Annotated in this window: 11 protein-coding genes; 6 read left to right on the top strand and 5 right to left on the bottom strand. The window is 63.4% G+C overall.

Translation table 11 applies throughout. The features are described from left to right. Nucleotides 1-67: 67 nt before the first annotated feature. Nucleotides 68-1,417, bottom strand: a complete 1,350-nt coding sequence (locus WF331_RS00355; RefSeq protein WP_445324367.1) for an NCS2 family permease — start codon at nt 1,415-1,417, stop codon at nt 68-70. Between the two features lie 283 nt (nt 1,418-1,700). Here WF331_RS00355 and WF331_RS00350 point away from each other — a divergent pair, with 283 nt between their 5' ends. Together WF331_RS00350 and aqpZ are read left to right on the top strand one after the other, a co-directional pair. Then, nucleotides 1,701-2,456, top strand: a complete 756-nt coding sequence (locus tag WF331_RS00350; protein WP_012273431.1) for a GntR family transcriptional regulator — start codon at nt 1,701-1,703, stop codon at nt 2,454-2,456. A 235-nt stretch (nt 2,457-2,691) separates the two neighbouring features. After that, complete coding sequence (aqpZ, locus tag WF331_RS00345) at nt 2,692-3,390, top strand: aquaporin Z (RefSeq protein ID WP_016498616.1); 699 nt, start codon at nt 2,692-2,694, stop codon at nt 3,388-3,390. Here the strand turns inward: aqpZ and guaD are convergent. The 4 genes from guaD to xdhA form a co-directional block, all read right to left on the bottom strand. After that, nucleotides 3,387-4,691 (bottom strand): guanine deaminase, encoded by a 1,305-nt coding sequence (guaD, locus tag WF331_RS00340; RefSeq protein ID WP_284359573.1) that lies wholly within the window; start codon nt 4,689-4,691, stop codon nt 3,387-3,389. The genes aqpZ and guaD overlap by 4 nt on opposite strands. Before the next feature lie 10 nt (nt 4,692-4,701). After that, on the bottom strand, nt 4,702-5,547 hold the full coding sequence (gene xdhC, locus WF331_RS00335) for a xanthine dehydrogenase accessory protein XdhC (RefSeq protein ID WP_016498618.1): 846 nt from the start codon (nt 5,545-5,547) through the stop codon (nt 4,702-4,704). 164 nt (nt 5,548-5,711) lie between these two features. Next, complete coding sequence (xdhB, locus tag WF331_RS00330) at nt 5,712-8,111, bottom strand: xanthine dehydrogenase molybdopterin binding subunit (protein WP_284359570.1); 2,400 nt, start codon at nt 8,109-8,111, stop codon at nt 5,712-5,714. Beyond that, on the bottom strand, nt 8,104-9,558 hold the full coding sequence (gene xdhA, locus WF331_RS00325; protein WP_340622556.1) for a xanthine dehydrogenase small subunit: 1,455 nt from the start codon (nt 9,556-9,558) through the stop codon (nt 8,104-8,106). Before xdhA ends, xdhB begins: the two co-directional genes overlap by 8 nt. Nucleotides 9,559-9,826: 268 nt before the next feature. Here xdhA and WF331_RS00320 point away from each other — a divergent pair, with 268 nt between their 5' ends. The 4 genes from WF331_RS00320 (at nt 9,827) to ligA (ending at nt 17,637) form a co-directional block, all read left to right on the top strand. Then, nucleotides 9,827-10,486, top strand: coding sequence for a GntR family transcriptional regulator (locus WF331_RS00320; protein WP_016498621.1), 660 nt, complete (start codon nt 9,827-9,829; stop codon nt 10,484-10,486). A gap of 3 nt (nt 10,487-10,489) precedes the next feature. After that, complete coding sequence (gene smc / locus WF331_RS00315; protein ID WP_284359567.1) at nt 10,490-13,978, top strand: chromosome segregation protein SMC; 3,489 nt, start codon at nt 10,490-10,492, stop codon at nt 13,976-13,978. A 205-nt stretch (nt 13,979-14,183) separates the two neighbouring features. Then, nucleotides 14,184-15,074: a cell division protein ZipA gene (gene zipA / locus WF331_RS00310; RefSeq protein ID WP_049272885.1), complete on the top strand. Its 891-nt coding sequence runs from the start codon at nt 14,184-14,186 to the stop codon at nt 15,072-15,074. 232 nt (nt 15,075-15,306) lie between these two features. Next, nucleotides 15,307-17,637: an NAD-dependent DNA ligase LigA gene (gene ligA / locus WF331_RS00305; protein ID WP_340622555.1), complete on the top strand. Its 2,331-nt coding sequence runs from the start codon at nt 15,307-15,309 to the stop codon at nt 17,635-17,637. The last annotated feature ends 256 nt before the right edge of the window (nt 17,638-17,893 follow it).

Raw genomic sequence — 17,893 nt, 5'->3', positions numbered from 1 at the left:
ATCGAGCGCCGCTCGCGCGGCGCTCGATTTCGAAGACACCAAAACTCTATAGCCAGGCTACCGGTGCTTAGAGGAACACGAACTTGGCAATGAAGATGGCGCACAGCACCCACAGGCTGGCCGAGATTTGCTTGTACTTGCCGGTGCCTGCCTTCAACGCGACGTAGGTGATGAAACCCAGCGCGATACCATCGGCAACGGAGAAGGTCAGCGGCATCAGGATGACCGTGACGATCGCCGGAATGCTGTCGGTGGCTTCGTCCCAATGGATGTGCGCCATGCTGCCCATCATCAGCATTGCCACGTAGATCAACGCACCCGCCGTTGCGTAGGCGGGAATCATCCCGGCCAGTGGGGCGAAGAACATCGCGGCGATGAACAGCAGGCCAACCACCACCGCAGTCAGGCCGGTACGACCACCTGCGGCTACACCGGCGGCACTCTCCACATAACTGGTCACTGGAGGCACGCCGACCACAGCACCGAACACGCTGGAAACACTGTCGGCCTTCAAGGCGCGTGAAAGGCCTTCGATACGCCCGTCCGGCGCTACCAGGTTCGCTCGCTGGGCAACCCCCATCAGCGTGCCGGCGGTGTCGAACATGTGTACGAACAGGAACGCCAGCACCACGCTGATCATGCTGACGTTGAACACGCCGGCCACGTCCATGGCCATCCAGGTCGGTGCCAGGCTTGGCGGCATCGACATCACCCCGCCAAACTTGACCAGGCCCAGGCCCCAGCCTGCCAGGGTGACGCCAATGATGCTGATGAGGATCGCGCCGAACACCCGCTTGTAGCTGAGGATGGCGATCAGCAGGAAGCAGATTGCCGCCAGCAGCGGCCCCGGCTCATGCAGCGAGCCCAGCTTGATCAGGGTGGCGGGGCTGTCGACGATGATGCCTGCCGTTTTCAGGCCGATCAGCCCGAGAAACAATCCGACGCCGGCCCCCATGGCATGGCGCAGGCTGACCGGGATGCTGTTGAGCAACCATTCGCGCACTTTCGACAAGGTCAGGAACATGAACAGCACGCCCGAGACGAACACCGCCCCCAGTGCCGTTTCCCAGTTGTAGCCCATGGTGCCGACCACGGTGTAGGTGAAGAAGGCGTTAAGCCCCATGCCCGGCGCCAGGCCCACTGGCCAGTTGGCGTACAGGCCCATCAGCAGGCAGCCCAGCGCGGCGGCGATGCAGGTGGCGACGAAAGCGGCACCATGGTCGATGCCGGCGTCGGCCATGATGTTGGGGTTGACGAAGATGATGTAGGCCATGGTGATGAAGGTGGTCACCCCGGCGATCATTTCGGTTTTGACGGTGCTGCCATGTTGCTTGAGTTTGAAAATCCGCTCCAGCCAGCTTGTTTCGAGCGGTGGGGCGAGATCCAGCGTAGGGGCTTCGGATTTGCGGCTTTCCACAGCGAGTACTCCTCAAGTCTTTCTTGTTGTTATGGAGCCAGTTTCCTGCGCAATGCACTTGGCGGCTCCGCGAGGGAAGGCAGACGTCTGACCGTTTTGTTGACTCATGGGTCAAGAAGTTGCTCGGTGGATTATGCTTTTGTGTACAAAGAATGCAAATAATGTTTTATGTTTTGTGTGCGCAATGCGTCGTACAACGGCTATATAGGTAAAACGCCCCCTGCGGAATCGCCTCAGCCTGTGTACAATGGCGCCATACTTTCTCTTCGTGCCTCGAGAGCCCATGAACGAACAGCTGCAACCTCTGAAGAAACCTGCACGTGTCGGCAAGGCCGGCCGCAGTGGTACCCAGGACGACATCGTCTACGCGCACATTTTCGAGGCGATCCTCGAGCAGCGCCTGGCGCCGGGCACCAAGTTGAGCGAGGAAGCGCTGGGCGAAATCTTCGGCGTCAGCCGCACCATCATCCGCCGCGCCCTGTCGCGCCTGGCCCACGAAAGCGTGGTGCTGCTGCGGCCGAACCGCGGTGCAGTGGTGGCCAGCCCCACGGTAGAAGAGGCGCGCCAGGTGTTTTTCTCGCGGCGTATGGTGGAGCGGGCCATTACCGAACTGGCCGTGCAGCACGCCACCCTGGATCAGCTCAACGAACTGCGGCAGATGGTGCGCGAAGAGCGCGACAGCTTCTCTCGCGGTGATCGCGGTGCCGGCATCCGTCTTTCCGGCGAGTTCCACCTCAAGCTGGCGGAAGCTGCGGGCAATGCGCCGCTGGTGAGCTTCCAGCGCAGCCTGGTGTCGCAGACTTCGCTGATCATTGCCCAGTACGAAAGCGGCAACCGCTCGCATTGCTCGTATGACGAGCACATGCAGCTGATCGATGCCATCGAGGCGCGTGATGCCGAGCAGGCCGTGAGCCTGATGATGCACCACATGGACCACATCGACAGCAAGCTGAACCTGGACGAGGAGAGCGCCTCGGACGATCTGCATGCGGTGTTCTCGCATTTGCTGAAAAAGCCCAAGGTTTCTGCCAAGGGTTGATCGTTTGCCAAGGTGAGTGAAGGGGGCTGCTTTGCAGCCCATTCGCAGCACGAGGCTGCTCCTACAGGCGTTACGCGATCCCTGTAGGAGCAGCCTTGTGCTGCGAATGGGCGCGAAGCGGCCCCCAGTCATTTCTGGCCATAAGCCAAACGTCTGCTAAATTCTTGTGAGCAAACCTTCATCAAGCAGTTGGGCTTGCGCATTCGTTGCGTTCAACTTCTTGAGGAATGGATTCATGAGCATGTCCCTCGGTAAACGCATGGGCGCCGAACTTATCGGCACCTTCTGGCTGGTCCTTGGTGGCTGTGGCAGTGCGGTCCTCGCTGCCAGTTCGCCTCTCGGTATCGGCGTTCTCGGTGTTGCCTTCGCCTTCGGCCTCACAGTGCTGACCATGGCCTTCGCCATCGGCCATATCTCTGGCTGCCACCTCAACCCTGCCGTGTCGCTGGGGCTGGTGGTGGGGGGGCGCTTTCCTGCCAAAGAGCTGCTGCCCTACGTGATCGCGCAAGTGATTGGCGCCATCCTGGCGGCCGGGGTGATCTACCTCATCGCCAGCGGCAAGGCCGGTTTCGAGTTGTCGTCGGGATTGGCTTCAAACGGCTATGCCGACCACTCGCCCGGTGGTTATACGCTGGGTGCGGGTTTCATCAGTGAAGTGGTGATGACGGCGATGTTCCTGGTGGTGATCATGGGTGCGACCGACTCCCGGGCGCCGGCAGGTTTTGCGCCCATAGCCATCGGCCTGGCCCTGACGCTGATCCACCTGATATCGATCCCGATCACCAACACCTCGGTCAACCCCGCGCGTAGCACGGGGCCGGCCTTGTTCGTGGGTGGCTGGGCCCTGCAACAGTTGTGGCTGTTCTGGGTGGCGCCGCTGATCGGTGCTGCAATCGGCGGCGCGCTTTACCGGGGCCTGGCAAAAGAGCCTTAGCGCTGGTGCACGCAACGCCCTGCAGCGTAGGTTTCACGCACAGTGCGGTCGTCGCCCAGGGTGGTGAGCACAAACAGGGTCTCTTCGATGCTGTTGGACTGCTGAATGCGGTAGTCCAGCAGCGGCGTGGCCTTGTAGTCCAGCACCACGAAGTCGGCATCGTTGCCCGGGCGCAGGCTGCCGATGCGGTCGTCCAGGTGCAGGGCGCGGGCGCCGCCGAGGGTGGCCAGGTACAGCGACTTGTACGGGTGCAGGCGCGCGCCTTGCAGCTGCATCACCTTGTACGCTTCGTTCAGGGTGTTGAGCAGCGAGAAGCTGGTGCCGGCGCCGACGTCGGTACCCAGGCCCACGTTGACCTTGAAGCGCTCAGCCTGGGGCAGGTTGAACAGGCCGCTGCCGAGGAACAGGTTGGAGGTGGGGCAGAAGGCCACGGCCGAGCCGGTTTCGGCCAGGCGCTGGCATTCGTCGTCGCACAGGTGCACGCCGTGCGCAAACACCGAGCGCTCGCCCAACAGCTCGAAGTGGTCGTACACGTCCAGGTAACCCTTCTGCTCAGGGAACAGCGACTTGACCCAGTCGATTTCCTTGAGGTTTTCCGACAGGTGCGTGTGCATGTACACGCCCGGGTGTTCCTTGAGCAACTGGCCGGCCAGGGTCAGCTGTTCGGGTGTGCTGGTCGGGGCGAAGCGCGGGGTAACTGCGTAATGCAGGCGGCCCTTGCCGTGCCAGCGCTCGATCAGCGCCTTGCTCTCGGCATAGCCGGATTCGGCGGTGTCGGTCAGGTAGTCCGGGGCGTTGCGGTCCATCATCACCTTGCCGGCGATCAGACGCAGGTCCAGGCGCTCGGCCTCTTCGAACAGGGCGTTGACCGATTCCGGGTGCACGCTACCGAATACCAGCGCGGTGGTGGTGCCGTTGCGCAGCAGTTCCTTGAGGAAGATTTTCGCCACCTGGTCGGCGTGCGCTTTGTCGGCGAACTGCTTTTCGCAGGGGAAGGTGTAAGTGTTCAGCCAGTCCAGCAGTTGCTCGCCGTAAGAGCCGATCATGCCGGTTTGCGGGAAATGGATGTGGGTGTCGATAAAACCCGGGGTGATCAGCGCGTCCTGGTAGTGCTCCACCGGGATGCCTGCGTCCAGGGTCGGCAGCAGTTCGCTGGCGTGGCCAATGGCGCTGATGCGGCCATCGTCGACCACCAGCAGGCCGTCTTCGAAATACTCATGGGAAGCCTCCAGGCCCACCTCGGCCGGGTCGGCGATGCTGTGCAGGATGGCGGCACGGTAGGCTTTACGGGTAACGGTCATAACACACTCGTCAAATAGCTTGGCTGCGCCGGGAGGGCGGCAGCAACTGGGCAATGGGGCCGGCATTGGCAGCAGCGTCGTGCTGGCCGAAGCAGGCGTTGTAGGTGGCGATGATTTCGCCGGCGATGGACACGGCGATTTCGATGGGCAGCTTGCCCTTTACCTCGGGCAGGCCCATCGGACAGCGCATGCGCGCCAGCACGGCCTCGTCGTAGCCGCGCTCGCGCAGGCGGTGCTCGAACTTGACCCGTTTGGTCTTCGAGCCGATCAGGCCGAACCAGGTGAAGTCGTTGCGCTTGAGAATGGCGGCGGTCAGCTCCAGGTCGAGCTGGTGGTTGTGGGTCATGACGATGCAGTAGCAGCCTGGTGGCAGGTCTGCGACTTCGTCGACCGGTTCCTCACTGACGACCTTGGTCACCCCGTTGGGGATGAGCTCGGGAAATTCCTGTTCGCGCGAATCGATCCAGCGCACCCGGCAGGGCAGCGCGGCGAGCAAGGGTACCAGAGCCCGGCCGACATGGCCCGCGCCGAACACGGCGATCTGCGCCTGCACGGCGGCCATGGGCTCGAACAGCAGCACGGTGACGCCGCCGCAGCACTGGCCCAGGCTGGCGCCAAGGCTGAAGCGCTCCAGGTGTGGGGTGGTGCGCTGCTCTTCGAGCATTTGCCGGGCGATGTGCAGGGCCTTGTATTCCAGGTGGCCGCCGCCGATGGTGTCGAACAGGCCACTGGCGCTGACCACCATCTTCGAGCCTGCGTTGCGCGGGGTCGAGCCGCGCTCCTCGATGATGGTCACCAGCACGCAGGCTTCGCCACGGGACTGGTGGTCGGCGAGGGCGTTGATCCATTGGTGCATGATGCAGTTCCTCTTCAGTGCAACGCGGTCGGCTTTGTGTAGGAGCGGCCTTGTGCCGCGAAAGGGCTGCATGGCAGCCCCAAAAATCTTCATTCCTGTGCAGATCCTGGGGCCGCTGCGCGCCCCTTTCGCGGCACAAGGCCGCTCCTACATGGACCGCGGCGTTACTGAGTCACAGTTTCCAACTCTGGGGCTTCAAGTTGCGCTGCAGCCACCGCCTTGCGCATCTGCTCACAACCCCACAGCACCCGCTCCGGTGTCGCCGGCGCGTCAATGTTCGGCTGCACGCGGTAGTCGGCCAGGCTTGCCACGGCATCCTTGATCGCACACCAGGCCGCAATGCCGAGCATGAACGGTGGCTCGCCCACGGCCTTGGAATGGAACACGGTGTCTTCCGGGTTCTTGCGGTTTTCCACCAGCTTCACCCGCAGGTCCAGCGGCATGTCGGCGACGGCCGGGATCTTGTAGCTGGCCGGGCCGTTGGTCATCAGTTTGCCCTTGGCGTTCCATACCAGTTCTTCGGTGGTCAGCCAGCCCATGCCCTGGATGAAGCCGCCTTCCACCTGGCCAATGTCGATGGCCGGGTTAAGCGAGTCACCCACGTCGTGCAGGATGTCGGCACGCAGCATCTTGTATTCGCCGGTCAGGGTATCCACGATCACTTCCACGCAGGCAGCGCCGAAGGCGTAGTAGTAGAATGGCCGGCCGCGTGCCTGGCTGCGGTCGTAGAAGATTTTCGGCGTGCGATAGAACCCGGTGCTGGACAGCGACACCTGCGCGAAGTAAGCCTGCTGCACCAGTTGCTCGAAGCTGACGATCTGGTCGCGCATGCGCACATGGCCGTTGCGGAACTCGACGTCTTCCTCGGTCACCTGATAGTGCCGTGCGGCAAACTCGGTCAGGCGCCGCTTGAGGATTTCGGCAGCGTTCTGCGCTGCCTTGCCATTCAGGTCGGCGCCACTGGAGGCTGCGGTCGGCGAGGTGTTGGGCACCTTGTCGGTGTTGGTGGCGGTGATCTGTATGCGGCTGAAGTCCACCTGGAAGATCTGCGCCACTACCTGGGCCACCTTGGTGTTCAGGCCCTGGCCCATCTCGGTGCCGCCGTGGTTCAGGTGAATGCTGCCATCGGTGTAGATGTGGATCAGCGCACCGGCCTGGTTGAGGAAGGTGGCGGTGAACGAAATGCCGAACTTGACCGGCGTCAGCGCCAGGCCCTTCTTCAGCACCGGGCTGTTGGCGTTGAAGCGGCGGATCGACTCGCGGCGCTCGGCGTAGTCGCTGCTGGCTTCCAGGTCGGCGGTCATCTCTTCGAGCATGTTGTGCTCGACGGTCTGGTAGTAGTGGGTGACGTTACGCTCGGTCTTGCCGTAGTAGTTGGCCTTGCGCACCGCCAGCGGGTCACGGCCCAGGTGGCGGGCGATATGGTCCATGACCTGCTCGATGGCGACCATGCCCTGCGGGCCGCCAAAGCCGCGGTAGGCGGTGTTGGAGGCGGTGTTGGTCTTGCAGCGGTGGCCATGCACGGTGGCATCGCCCAGGTAGTAGGCGTTGTCGGAGTGGAACATGGCGCGGTCGACGATCGAGCCCGACAGGTCGGGCGAGTACCCGCAGTTGCCGGCCAGGTCGAAGTTGATACCGTGCAGCCGGCCGGTGTCGTCAAAGCCCACGTCGTACTCGACGTAGAACGGGTGGCGCTTGCCGGTCATGGTCATGTCTTCGACCCGCGGCAGGCGCATCTTGGTGGGCTGGCCGGTCAGGCGCGCAATTACCGCGCACAGGCACGCCGGGCTGGCGGCCTGGGTTTCCTTGCCGCCAAAACCGCCACCCATGCGGCGCATGTCCAGCACCACCTTGTTCATCGGCACGTCGAGCACTTCGGCGACCAGTTTCTGCACCTCGGTGGGGTTCTGCGTGGAGCAGTAGACGATCATGCCGCCGTCTTCGGTAGGCATCACCGAGGAAATCTGCGTTTCCAGGTAGAAGTGTTCCTGGCCGCCGATGTGCAGGGTGCCCTGAATGCGGTGCGGGGCTGTGGCCAGGGCGGCAGCGGAGTCGCCGCGCTGGTGGGTGTGGCTGTCGAGTACGAAGTGCTTTTTGCGCAGCGCATCGACCACATCCAGCACCGGTTCAAGGTCTTCGTATTCGACGATGGCGGCCATGGCCGCACGGCGTGCGGTTTCAAGGTCACGGGCGGCCACGGCAAGCACCGGCTGGCCGAAGAACTCGACCTTGTCGATGGCCAGCAGCGGGTCGCCGGCCACCACCGGGCCGATGTCTTTCAGGCCGGGAATGTCTTCGTGGGTGATGGCAATACGCACACCCTCGAAGGCATAGCACGGCGTGGTGTCGATGCGCAGGATGCGCGCATGGGCGCGGTCGGCGGTGCGCGCATAGACGTGCAGCTGGTTGGGGAATTCCAGGCGGTCGTCGATGTACAGCGCCTCGCCGGATACATGCTTGTCGGCGCTGTCGTGCTTGACGCTGCGGCCCACCCCGGTGGTCAGGTCCTGGCTGAACAGCTCGGCCATCTCGGCCTGGCTCTTGGCTACGTGATGGTTAGACATATGCGGTCACCCGGGTTTCGATGTGCGGCGTTTGCTGTTCGATGAAGTACTTGCGCAGCAGGTTCTGCGCGGTGAGCAGGCGGTATTCCTTGCTGGCGCGGAAGTCGCTGAGCGGGGTGAAGTCATCGGCCAGGGCCTGGCAGGCACGTTCGATGGCGGCCTGGTTCCATGGCTTGCCGCGCAATGCGGCTTCGCATGCACGGGCCCTTTTAGGGATGGCCGCCATGCCGCCGAAGGCGATGCGCACACCACTGACCACGCCGTTTTCGATGCTCAGGTTGAAGGCCGCGCACACGGCAGAAATGTCGTCGTCCAGGCGCTTGGACACTTTGTAGGCGCGGAACGCCCAGTCGCTGGTGGCGCGAGGCACGATGATCTTCTCGATGAACTCGCTGTCCTGGCGGGCAGTGATGCGGTAGTCGATGAAGTAGTCTTCCAGTGCCATGGTGCGCTGGCGCTCGCCTTGGCGCAGGACGATCTGCGCGTCCAGGGCAATCAGCAGGGGAGGCGAGTCGCCGATGGGCGAGGCGTTGCCGATATTGCCGCCCAGGGTGCCCTGGTTGCGAATCTGCAGCGAGGCGAAGCGGTGCAGCAGGTCGCCGAAGTCCGGGTACTCCTCGTGGAGTGCGCCGTAGCAGTCGGTAAGCGGGGTGGCCGCGCCGATTTCCAGGTGGCTGGCGGTTTTTTCGATGCGCTTGAGCTCGGCCACGTGGCCGACATAAATCATCACCGGCAAGGTCTTGTGGAACTGGGTCACTTCCAGGGCCAGGTCGGTACCGCCGGCCAGCAGGCGGGCTTCGGGGTGTGAGCTGTACAGGTCGGCCAGGTCGGCCACGGTCAGCGGCACCAGGCACCGCTTGTCGCCGCTGTTCAGCTCTCCCGTCTGGGTCGGCGTAATGGCCTTGAGGCGGCTGATGGTGTGCGCCTGCTGGGCATCGAACTGGTCGCGGCAGGGCTGGCGGCAGCTCTGCTCGGCGGCGTCGAGGATCGGGCGGTAGCCGGTGCAGCGGCACAGGTTGCCGGCCAGGGCTTCCTGGGCCTGGTGCAGGTCGGGGCCGCTGCTGTTCTTTTGCAGGGCGAACAGCGACATGACAAAGCCTGGGGTGCAGAAGCCGCATTGCGAGCCATGGCAATCGGCCATGGCCTGTTGCACGCTGTGCAATTGGCCCTGATGCTTGAGACCTTCGACGCTGATCAGTTGCTTGCCGTGCAGCGACGAGACAAAGGTGAGGCACGAGTTGAGGCTGCGGTAGCGCAGGCTGTCGTTGCCTTGTTCGTCCTGGGTCAATTCGCCGACGACCACGGTGCAGGCGCCGCAGTCACCACTGGCGCAGCCCTCCTTGGTGCCGGGTTTGCCCAAGTGCTCGCGCAGGTACTGCAGCACCGTCATGTTCGGGTCCAGGGCGTGCTCACTACGCAGCTCCTGGTTGACGAGAAACTGGATCACGGGGATGGCCTCGCAATGGTTTTATTGTTGTTGGGCGGACTCTAAGCAACACCTGTCTATCAGGTCAATATTTTTCTGACTCGAAGGTCAGGAAATTGCTCGGATCAACGCCCGGCCGAACACATTGCCTCTATAGCAAGCATAGATCGCGCCGGGCGCGCGGCTGTCTGGCAGGTCAAATAAACCGCTTGGCCCCTCTGCGCGATTACCGCCCAAGTACGCTACAATCCGCCCCTTGTGCCCAGTTCAATGATTTTGAAGGAAAACCATGACGTTCAAGGCCCCGGACAGCCTCTCCGAGCAGATTGCCGATTACCTGGCCGAACGCATCATCCGCGGCGAGCTGGCGCCAGGCGAGCGTATCCAGGAGCAGAAGGTGACCCTGGCCCTCAACGTCAGCCGTGGCTCGGTGCGCGAAGCGTTGTTGATCCTCGAGCGCCGGCACCTGGTGGCGATCTTGCCGCGTCGGGGTGCCCACGTGACCGTGCTGGACGAGCGCAGCGTGCGCAGCCTGTGTTCCTTGATGGGCGAGTTCTACATCCTGCTGGGCAATGCGGTTGCGCAAAAATGGCGCACTGATGCCGACCTGCGCCCGTTTCTGGATATTCAGCAGCGCCTGCAGCGTGCCCATGACCAGCTCGACATCAAGACGTTTGTCGCCGATAGCTTCGCGGTGATGCGCGCAGCCTATCCGTTCGCCGACAACCCGTTCCTGCAGGAAACCGTGGAAAACCTGCAGCCGGCCATGAGCCGTGCCTACTACCTGTCGCTGGATCAGCGCCAGGCCAACATGATCGACTACCTCGACCTGTTCGCCCGCCTGCTCGACGCCGTTGTCGCACGCGACCTGCCGCGCATTCGCGAGGTGCTTACCGCCTATGGCCAGCGCAGCTGCGAACTGGTGCTGGCGGCGCTGGCCCGAGGCTGACCGATGCGCCTGAAGTGCATTCGCCTGGCCGGCTTCAAGTCGTTCGTCGACCCGACCACGGTCAATTTCCCCAGCAACATGGCGGCCGTGGTCGGCCCCAATGGCTGCGGCAAGTCCAACATCATCGACGCGGTGCGCTGGGTGATGGGCGAGAGCTCGGCAAAAAACCTGCGCGGCGAGTCGATGACCGACGTCATCTTCAACGGCTCCAGCGGCCGCAAGCCGGTCAGCCAGGCCAGCATCGAGCTGGTGTTCGACAACAGCGAAACCACCCTGGTAGGCGAGTACGCCGCTTACGCCGAAATTTCGATCCGCCGCAAGGTCACCCGCGACGGGCAGAACAGCTATTACCTCAACGGCACCAAATGCCGTCGACGCGACATCACCGATATTTTCCTCGGTACCGGCCTGGGGCCGCGCAGCTATTCGATCATCGAGCAGGGGATGATCTCCAAGCTGATCGAGGCCAAGCCCGAGGAGCTGCGCAACTTTATCGAGGAAGCCGCCGGCATCTCCAAGTACAAGGAGCGCCGCCGTGAAACCGAGAACCGCATCCGCCGCACCCAGGAAAACCTGGCACGCCTGACCGACCTGCGCGAAGAGCTTGAGCGCCAGCTGGAGCGCCTGCACCGCCAGGCCCAGGCGGCGGAGAAGTACCGCGAGTACAAGGCCCAGGAGCGCCAGTCGAAGGCACGCCTGTCGGCCTTGCGCTGGCGCGGCCTGGACGAGCAGGTTCGCCAGCGCGAGTCGGTGATTGGCGACCAGGATGTCTCTCATGAGGCGTTGGTGGCCGAGCAGCGCAACGCCGATGCCAGCATCGAGCGCCTGCGCGATGGCCACCATGAATTGTCCGAACGCTTCAACCAGGTGCAGGGCCGCTTCTACTCGGTAGCCGGTGACATTGCCCGGGTCGAACAGAGTATCCAGCACGGCCAGCAGCGCCTGCGCCAGTTGCAGGACGACTTCAAGGAAGCCGAGCGCACGCGCCTGGAGACCGAATCGCACCTGGGCCACGACCGCACCTTGCTGGCCACCCTGGGCGAAGAGCTGGCCATGCTCGAACCTGAGCAGGAAATGACCCTGGCTGCCGCTGAAGAGGCCGCTGCGGCCCTTGAAGAAGCCGAGTCGGGCATGCACGGCTGGCAGGAGCAGTGGGACAGCTTCAACAGCCGCTCCGCCGAGCCACGCCGCCAGGCCGAAGTACAGCAGGCGCGCCTGCAACAGCTGGAAGCCAGCCTGGAGCGTTTGGCCGAGCGCCAGCGCAAGCTGGGGGAGGAGCGCGAGCAGCTGGGTAGCGACCCGCAGGACGCGGCCATGCTCGAATTGGCCGAGCAACTGGCCAGCAGTGAAATGCTGCTGGAAGAACTGCAGCTGTCCGAAGAGCAGGTAGTGGAGCGCCTGGAAGGCGCGCGCGAGCAACTGCAACAGGCCACCCAGGCCCAGCAGCAGGCGCAGGGCGACCTGCAGCGCCTGGGTGGTCGACTGGCCTCGCTCGAAGCCTTGCAGCAGGCCGCCCTGGAACCGGGCGCAGGTGCTGCAGACTGGCTGCAAGGCCAAGGCCTGGAACAACAGCCACGTCTGGCTGAAGGCTTGCGGGTAGAGCCGGGTTGGGAGTTGGCAGTAGAAACGGTGCTTGGCGCCGATCTGCAGGCCGTGCTGGTGGATGATTTCGCTACGCTCGATTTCACAGGCCTTGAGCAAGGCGAACTGCGCTTGCTGCAGGCCAGCGGCAAGTGTGCGTCGTTGCCCGGCAGCCTGCTGGAAAAGGTCGAGGGCCGTATCGACCTGGCGCCCTGGCTGGGCCAGGTCAAACTTGTGGAAGACCTGGCCCAGGCACTGGAGCAGCGCGCGTCGCTTGGCGAAGGGCAGAGCCTGGTCAGCCGCGATGGCTACTGGGTTGGCCGGCATTTCCTGCGGGTGCGCCGTGGGGGTGAAGCTGAAGGCGGCGTGCTGGCGCGCGGCCAGGAGATCGAGCGCCTGGGCCTGGAGCAACATGAGCAGGAAGCGGCACTGGAGCGGTTGGAGCAACAGCTGCAGGCCCTGCGCGAGCAGCAGCTGGACCAGGAAGAGCAGCGCGAACAGCTGCGCCGCCGCACCCAGGAAGAAAACCGTCTGCATGGCGAGCTGAACGCCAGCCTGTCAGCCAGCCGTGCCCGAGCCGAGCAGGTCGAATTGCGCCGTCGGCGCCTGCTTGAAGAACTGGCCGAGCTGGAAGAGCAGCGCGCCCTCGAGCACGAGCAGCTGGGCGAAGCCCGCTTGCTGCTGCAGGAGGCCCTGGAACTGATGGCCCAGGACACCGAGCAGCGTGAGCAGTTGATGGCCCGCCGCGACACCCTGCGCGAAGGCCTCGACCGGGTGCGCCAGGAGGCTCGCCAGCACAAGGACCACGCCCACCAGTTGGCCGTGCGCCTAGGCTCGTTGCGTGCCCAGCACGACTCCACCCGTCAGGCTCTGGAGCGCCTGGAGCAGCAGGCTGCGCGCCTTACCGAGCGCCAGGAGCAACTGAGCCTGAACCTGGAAGAGGGCGAGGCACCCCAGGAAGAACTGCGCCTGAAGCTCGAAGAGCTGCTGGAGCGGCGCATGAGCGTTGACGAGGAAATGCGCAAGGCCCGGCTGCACATGGACGAAGCCGACCGCGAACTGCGTGATGCCGAAAAACGCCGCACCCAGGCCGAGCAGCAAGCCCAACTGCTGCGCGGCCAGCTGGAAACACTGCGCCTGGAGTGCCAGGGCCTGGATGTACGACGCAAGACCCTGCAGGAGCAGTTGCTGGCCGATGGCTACGACCTGCAAGGCGTGCTCGCCACCCTGGAGGCCGAGGCCAGCGAGCAGGGCACCGAACAGGAACTGGAGCAGCTCGAAGCACGCATCCAGCGCCTGGGCGCGATCAACCTGGCCGCCATCGAGGAATATGAACAGCAGTCCGAGCGCAAGCGCTACCTGGACGCGCAGGACGCCGACCTGGTCGAAGCCCTGGAGACCCTGGAAAACGTCATCCGCAAGATCGACAAGGAAACGCGCAACCGCTTCAAGGATACCTTTGATCAGATAAATGCCGGATTACAGGCACTTTTCCCAAAAGTTTTCGGTGGTGGCAGCGCTTATCTGGAACTGACGGGCGAAGATCTACTCGATACAGGGGTGACGATCATGGCGCGACCACCGGGCAAGAAGAACAGCACCATCCATCTGCTGTCCGGTGGCGAGAAGGCACTGACCGCTTTGGCGCTGGTGTTTGCCATCTTCAAGTTGAACCCCGCACCGTTCTGCATGCTCGACGAGGTCGATGCACCGCTGGACGATGCCAACGTCGGGCGTTACGCGCGCCTGGTCAAGGAAATGAGTGAAAGCGTGCAGTTCATCTACATCACGCATAACAAGATTGCCATGGAGATGGCGGACCAATTGATGGGGGTGACCATGCATGAACCAGGTTGTTCACGTCTTGTTGCAGTTGATGTGGAGGCGGCCATGGCCATGGTCGACGCTTGATGTGCGACGATGGGGGCACATTCTGGAGCGAAATGCCCCCGTCATGTGCGACAGACGGTGTAAAGTTGTCTTTGGTCGTGCTAGCTTAATGTCACTCGTTTTTTGCGTGGGTAAAACGCCTGTCAGAACATAGAGTTGGCGCCACGTGTTAAAGGGCTTTGAACCCTTTGTTTTCAAGCATATTTTTATAGAGGCACGGGATTACATGGAAATCGGTCTGCGCGAGTGGCTGATCGTCATCGGCATCATTGTCATTGCCGGGATTCTTTTCGACGGCTGGCGCCGCATGCGCGGCGGGAAAGGCAAGTTGAAATTCCGTCTGGATCGCAGTTATTCCAACCAGCCGGACGAAGAGGGTGGCAGCGCCGAAGTGCTCGGCCCGTCGCGTGTGCTGGACACCCACAAGGAGCCTGAGCTGGACGAAAGCGATCTGCCGTCGCTCAGCGCTTCTTCGCGTGATCGCGAACGTGAGCCCAAGCCGGCCAAGGCCAGCAAGCGCAACAAGCGCGCCACCGCAGCGGCGGATGTGCAGCAGGGTGACCTGAACCTGAGTGCCGACACGCGCGAGCCGGACCTGTTTGCCGACAGCGATGACGACTTTGCCGCCGACAACACCCGCAGCAGCAGCCCGGCGCCTGCCACCAGCCTCAAGGAGCTGCCACCGGCCGAGGAAGTGCTGGTGATCAGCGTGATCTCCCGTGACGAAGGCGGCTTCAAAGGCCCGGCACTGCTGCAGAACATTCTGGAAAGCGGCCTGCGCTTCGGCGAAATGGACATCTTCCACCGCCACGAAAGCATGGCCGGGCACGGCGAAGTGCTGTTCTCCATGGCCAACGCGGTAAAACCTGGCGTGTTCGACCTGGACGACATCGACCATTTCAGCACCCGTGCGGTGAGCTTCTTCCTTGGCCTGCCGGGCCCGCGTCATCCGAAGCAGGCCTTCGACGTGATGGTCGCCGCGGCGCGCAAACTGGCCCACGAACTCAACGGCGAGCTCAAGGACGACCAGCGCAGCGTGCTGACGGCCCAGACCATCGAGCACTACCGCCAACGCATCGTCGAGTTCGAGCGCCGCGCGCTGACCCAGAAGCGCTGACAGATCCAGACGAAAGAGCAGCCTGAGGGCGTGCTGGTCGGTTCGGGAGTTACTGCCTGACCCGGCCCTGTCGCCGGCAAGCCAGCTCCCACAGGAGTACCACCGCCTTCCAGGCTCGTGGTGTAGCTGTGGGAGCTGGCTTGCCGGCGAAAGGGCCGGGTCAGGCAATTACCAATCCAGGCCCCAGACACCACCCCAGGCTGCTCTTTTTGCTTTGCAAGAGACCCTGAAAATGACCGCCGAATCCCGTATCCACGAACTGCGTGCCGAACTCGACCAGCACAACTACCGCTACTACGTGCTCGACGAACCTAGCGTGCCCGATGCCGAATACGACCGCCTGTTCAACGAACTGAAGGCGCTTGAGGCTGAAAACCCCCACTTGGTAACCCCCGATTCGCCAACCCAGCGCGTCGGCGGCCAAGCCTTGTCCGCCTTCAGCCAGGTGCGCCACGAAGTGCCCATGCTCAGCCTGGGCAACGCCTTCGAAGAAACCGACCTGCGTGAGTTCGGCCGCCGCGTGGTAGAAGGCCTCGACCAGCCCGGGGCGGTTGACTACAGCTGCGAGCCCAAGCTCGACGGCCTGGCGGTGAGCTTGCTGTACCGCGACGGCCAGCTGGTGCAGGGCGCCACCCGTGGTGACGGCACCACCGGTGAGGATATCAGCGCCAACGTGCGCACCGTGCGCAACATCCCGCTCAAGTTGCAGGGTAAGGGCTGGCCGGCAGTGCTGGAGGTGCGCGGTGAGGTGTACATGAGCAAGGCCGGTTTCGACCGGCTCAATGCGGCCCAGGCCGAAGCCGGCGGCAAGACCTTCGCCAACCCGCGCAACGCCGCCGCCGGCAGCCTGCGTCAGCTGGACTCGAAGATTACCGCCAGCCGCCCCCTGGAGTTCTGCTGCTATGGCGTTGGCCAGGTGTCCGAGAGCATCGGCGACAGCCACATCGGCACCCTCGAGCAGCTCAAGGCCTGGGGCCTGCCGATCAGTCGCGAGCTCAGGCACGCTGCCGGCATTGATGAATGCCTGGCCTACTACCGCGACATTGGCGAGCGGCGCAACAGCCTGCCTTACGAAATCGACGGCGTGGTGTTCAAGGTCAACAGCCTGGCGGCCCAACGCGAGCTGGGTTTCCGTGCCCGCGAGCCACGCTGGGCGATTGCCCACAAGTTCCCTGCCATGGAAGAGCTGACCGAGGTGCTGGACGTCGAGTTCCAGGTTGGCCGCACAGGTGCCGTAACGCCTGTGGCGCGCCTGAAGCCGGTCAAGGTTGCCGGTGTGACCGTGTCCAACGCCACGTTGCACAACATGGACGAAATCGCCCGCCTGGGCCTGCGCATTGGTGACACGGTGATCATCCGCCGTGCCGGTGACGTGATCCCCCAGGTGATGCAGGTGGTGCTGGAGCGCCGCCCGGATGATGCCCGCCCGGTAGCAGTGCCCAGCGAGTGCCCGGTGTGTGGCTCGCAGGTCGAGCGTACCCAGCTGGTCAAGCGCAGCAAAGGCAAGGAAACCACCAGCGAAGGTGCGGTGTACCGCTGTGTCGGTCGCCTGGCCTGTGGCGCCCAGCTCAAGCAGGCGATCATTCACTACGTGTCGCGCCGTGCCATGGACATCGACGGCCTGGGCGAGAAGAGCGTCGAGCAGCTGGTGGACGAAGGCCTGATCCGCTCGCCGGCGGATCTGTACAAGCTGGAGTTCGAGCAGATTGTCGGCCTTGAAGGCTTTGCCGAGGTGTCCAGCAAGAAGCTGCTGGACGCCATCGAAGCCAGCAAGCGCCCGAGCCTGGCGCGCTTCATCTACGCCCTGGGCATTCCGGACGTAGGCGAAGAGACCGCCAAGGTACTGGCCCGCTCGCTGGGTAGCCTTGCGCGCGTGCAGCAGGCGCTGCCGCAGGTGCTTACCTACCTGCCGGACATCGGCCTGGAAGTGGCCTACGAGATTCACAACTTCTTCGAAGACGAGCATAACCAGAAGGTCATTGAACAGCTTCTGGCCAGCGGCATGCAATTACAGGACGAAGGCGAACTGGCTGCCGAATTTGCTGCCAGCACCACCTTGGCCGGGATGATCGCCAAGCTCGACATCGCCTCGGTCGGCCCGACCGGTGCCGAGAAGCTGGTGGCCAAGCTGGACAGCCTGGACAAGATCATCGCCGCCGACGGCATCGACCTGCGCCAAGCCCTGGCGGCCAAGCAGGCTGACGCCGTGCGTGAGTTCTTCAAGGATGAAGCGAATCAGAAGCTGGCGCGGGATATCGAAGCCCAGTTGCTGGCGTTCGGCATGCATTGGAGCAGCGAGAAGAAGGTAGCCGAGGGCTTGCCGCTGGCCGGCCAGACTTGGGTGCTGACCGGTACGCTGGAGCGCATGAGCCGCGACATCGCCAAGGACAAGCTGGAAAACCTGGGCGCCAAGGTGGCCGGTTCGGTGTCTGGCAAGACCCACTGCGTGGTGGCAGGGCCAGGGGCAGGCTCCAAGCTTGCCAAGGCCGCTGAGCTGGGCGTGAAGGTGCTGGACGAAGATGCCTTTGTCACATTCCTGGCCAAACAGGGCATTGCTATCTGAAGCCCTGCGCTATCCCCGGCCCCAACATTCTGGCCCGATACCAAGAACCAGAAGCTTGTACGGTCCCTGTAGGAGCTGGCTTGCCGGCGATCACCGGCAAAGCCGGTGCCATCCACGGCGCTGCCTTCTTCGCGGGCGCGCCCGCTCCCACAGGTTTGCGCGCCGGCTCAGCGCCCATGCGCCTGACAAGTCATTGAGAAATGATGACTTTTTCTACCTCAGAGGTTGTATCTGCCCTCAAGACCGGTACAATGGC

The sequence above is a fragment of the Pseudomonas sp. YNh genome (assembly GCF_037993085.1).
Taxonomy (GTDB): domain Bacteria; phylum Pseudomonadota; class Gammaproteobacteria; order Pseudomonadales; family Pseudomonadaceae; genus Aquipseudomonas; species Aquipseudomonas putida.
Note: the sequence above shows the minus strand (reverse complement) of the source record. Positions and strands in the feature narration are given on the sequence as shown.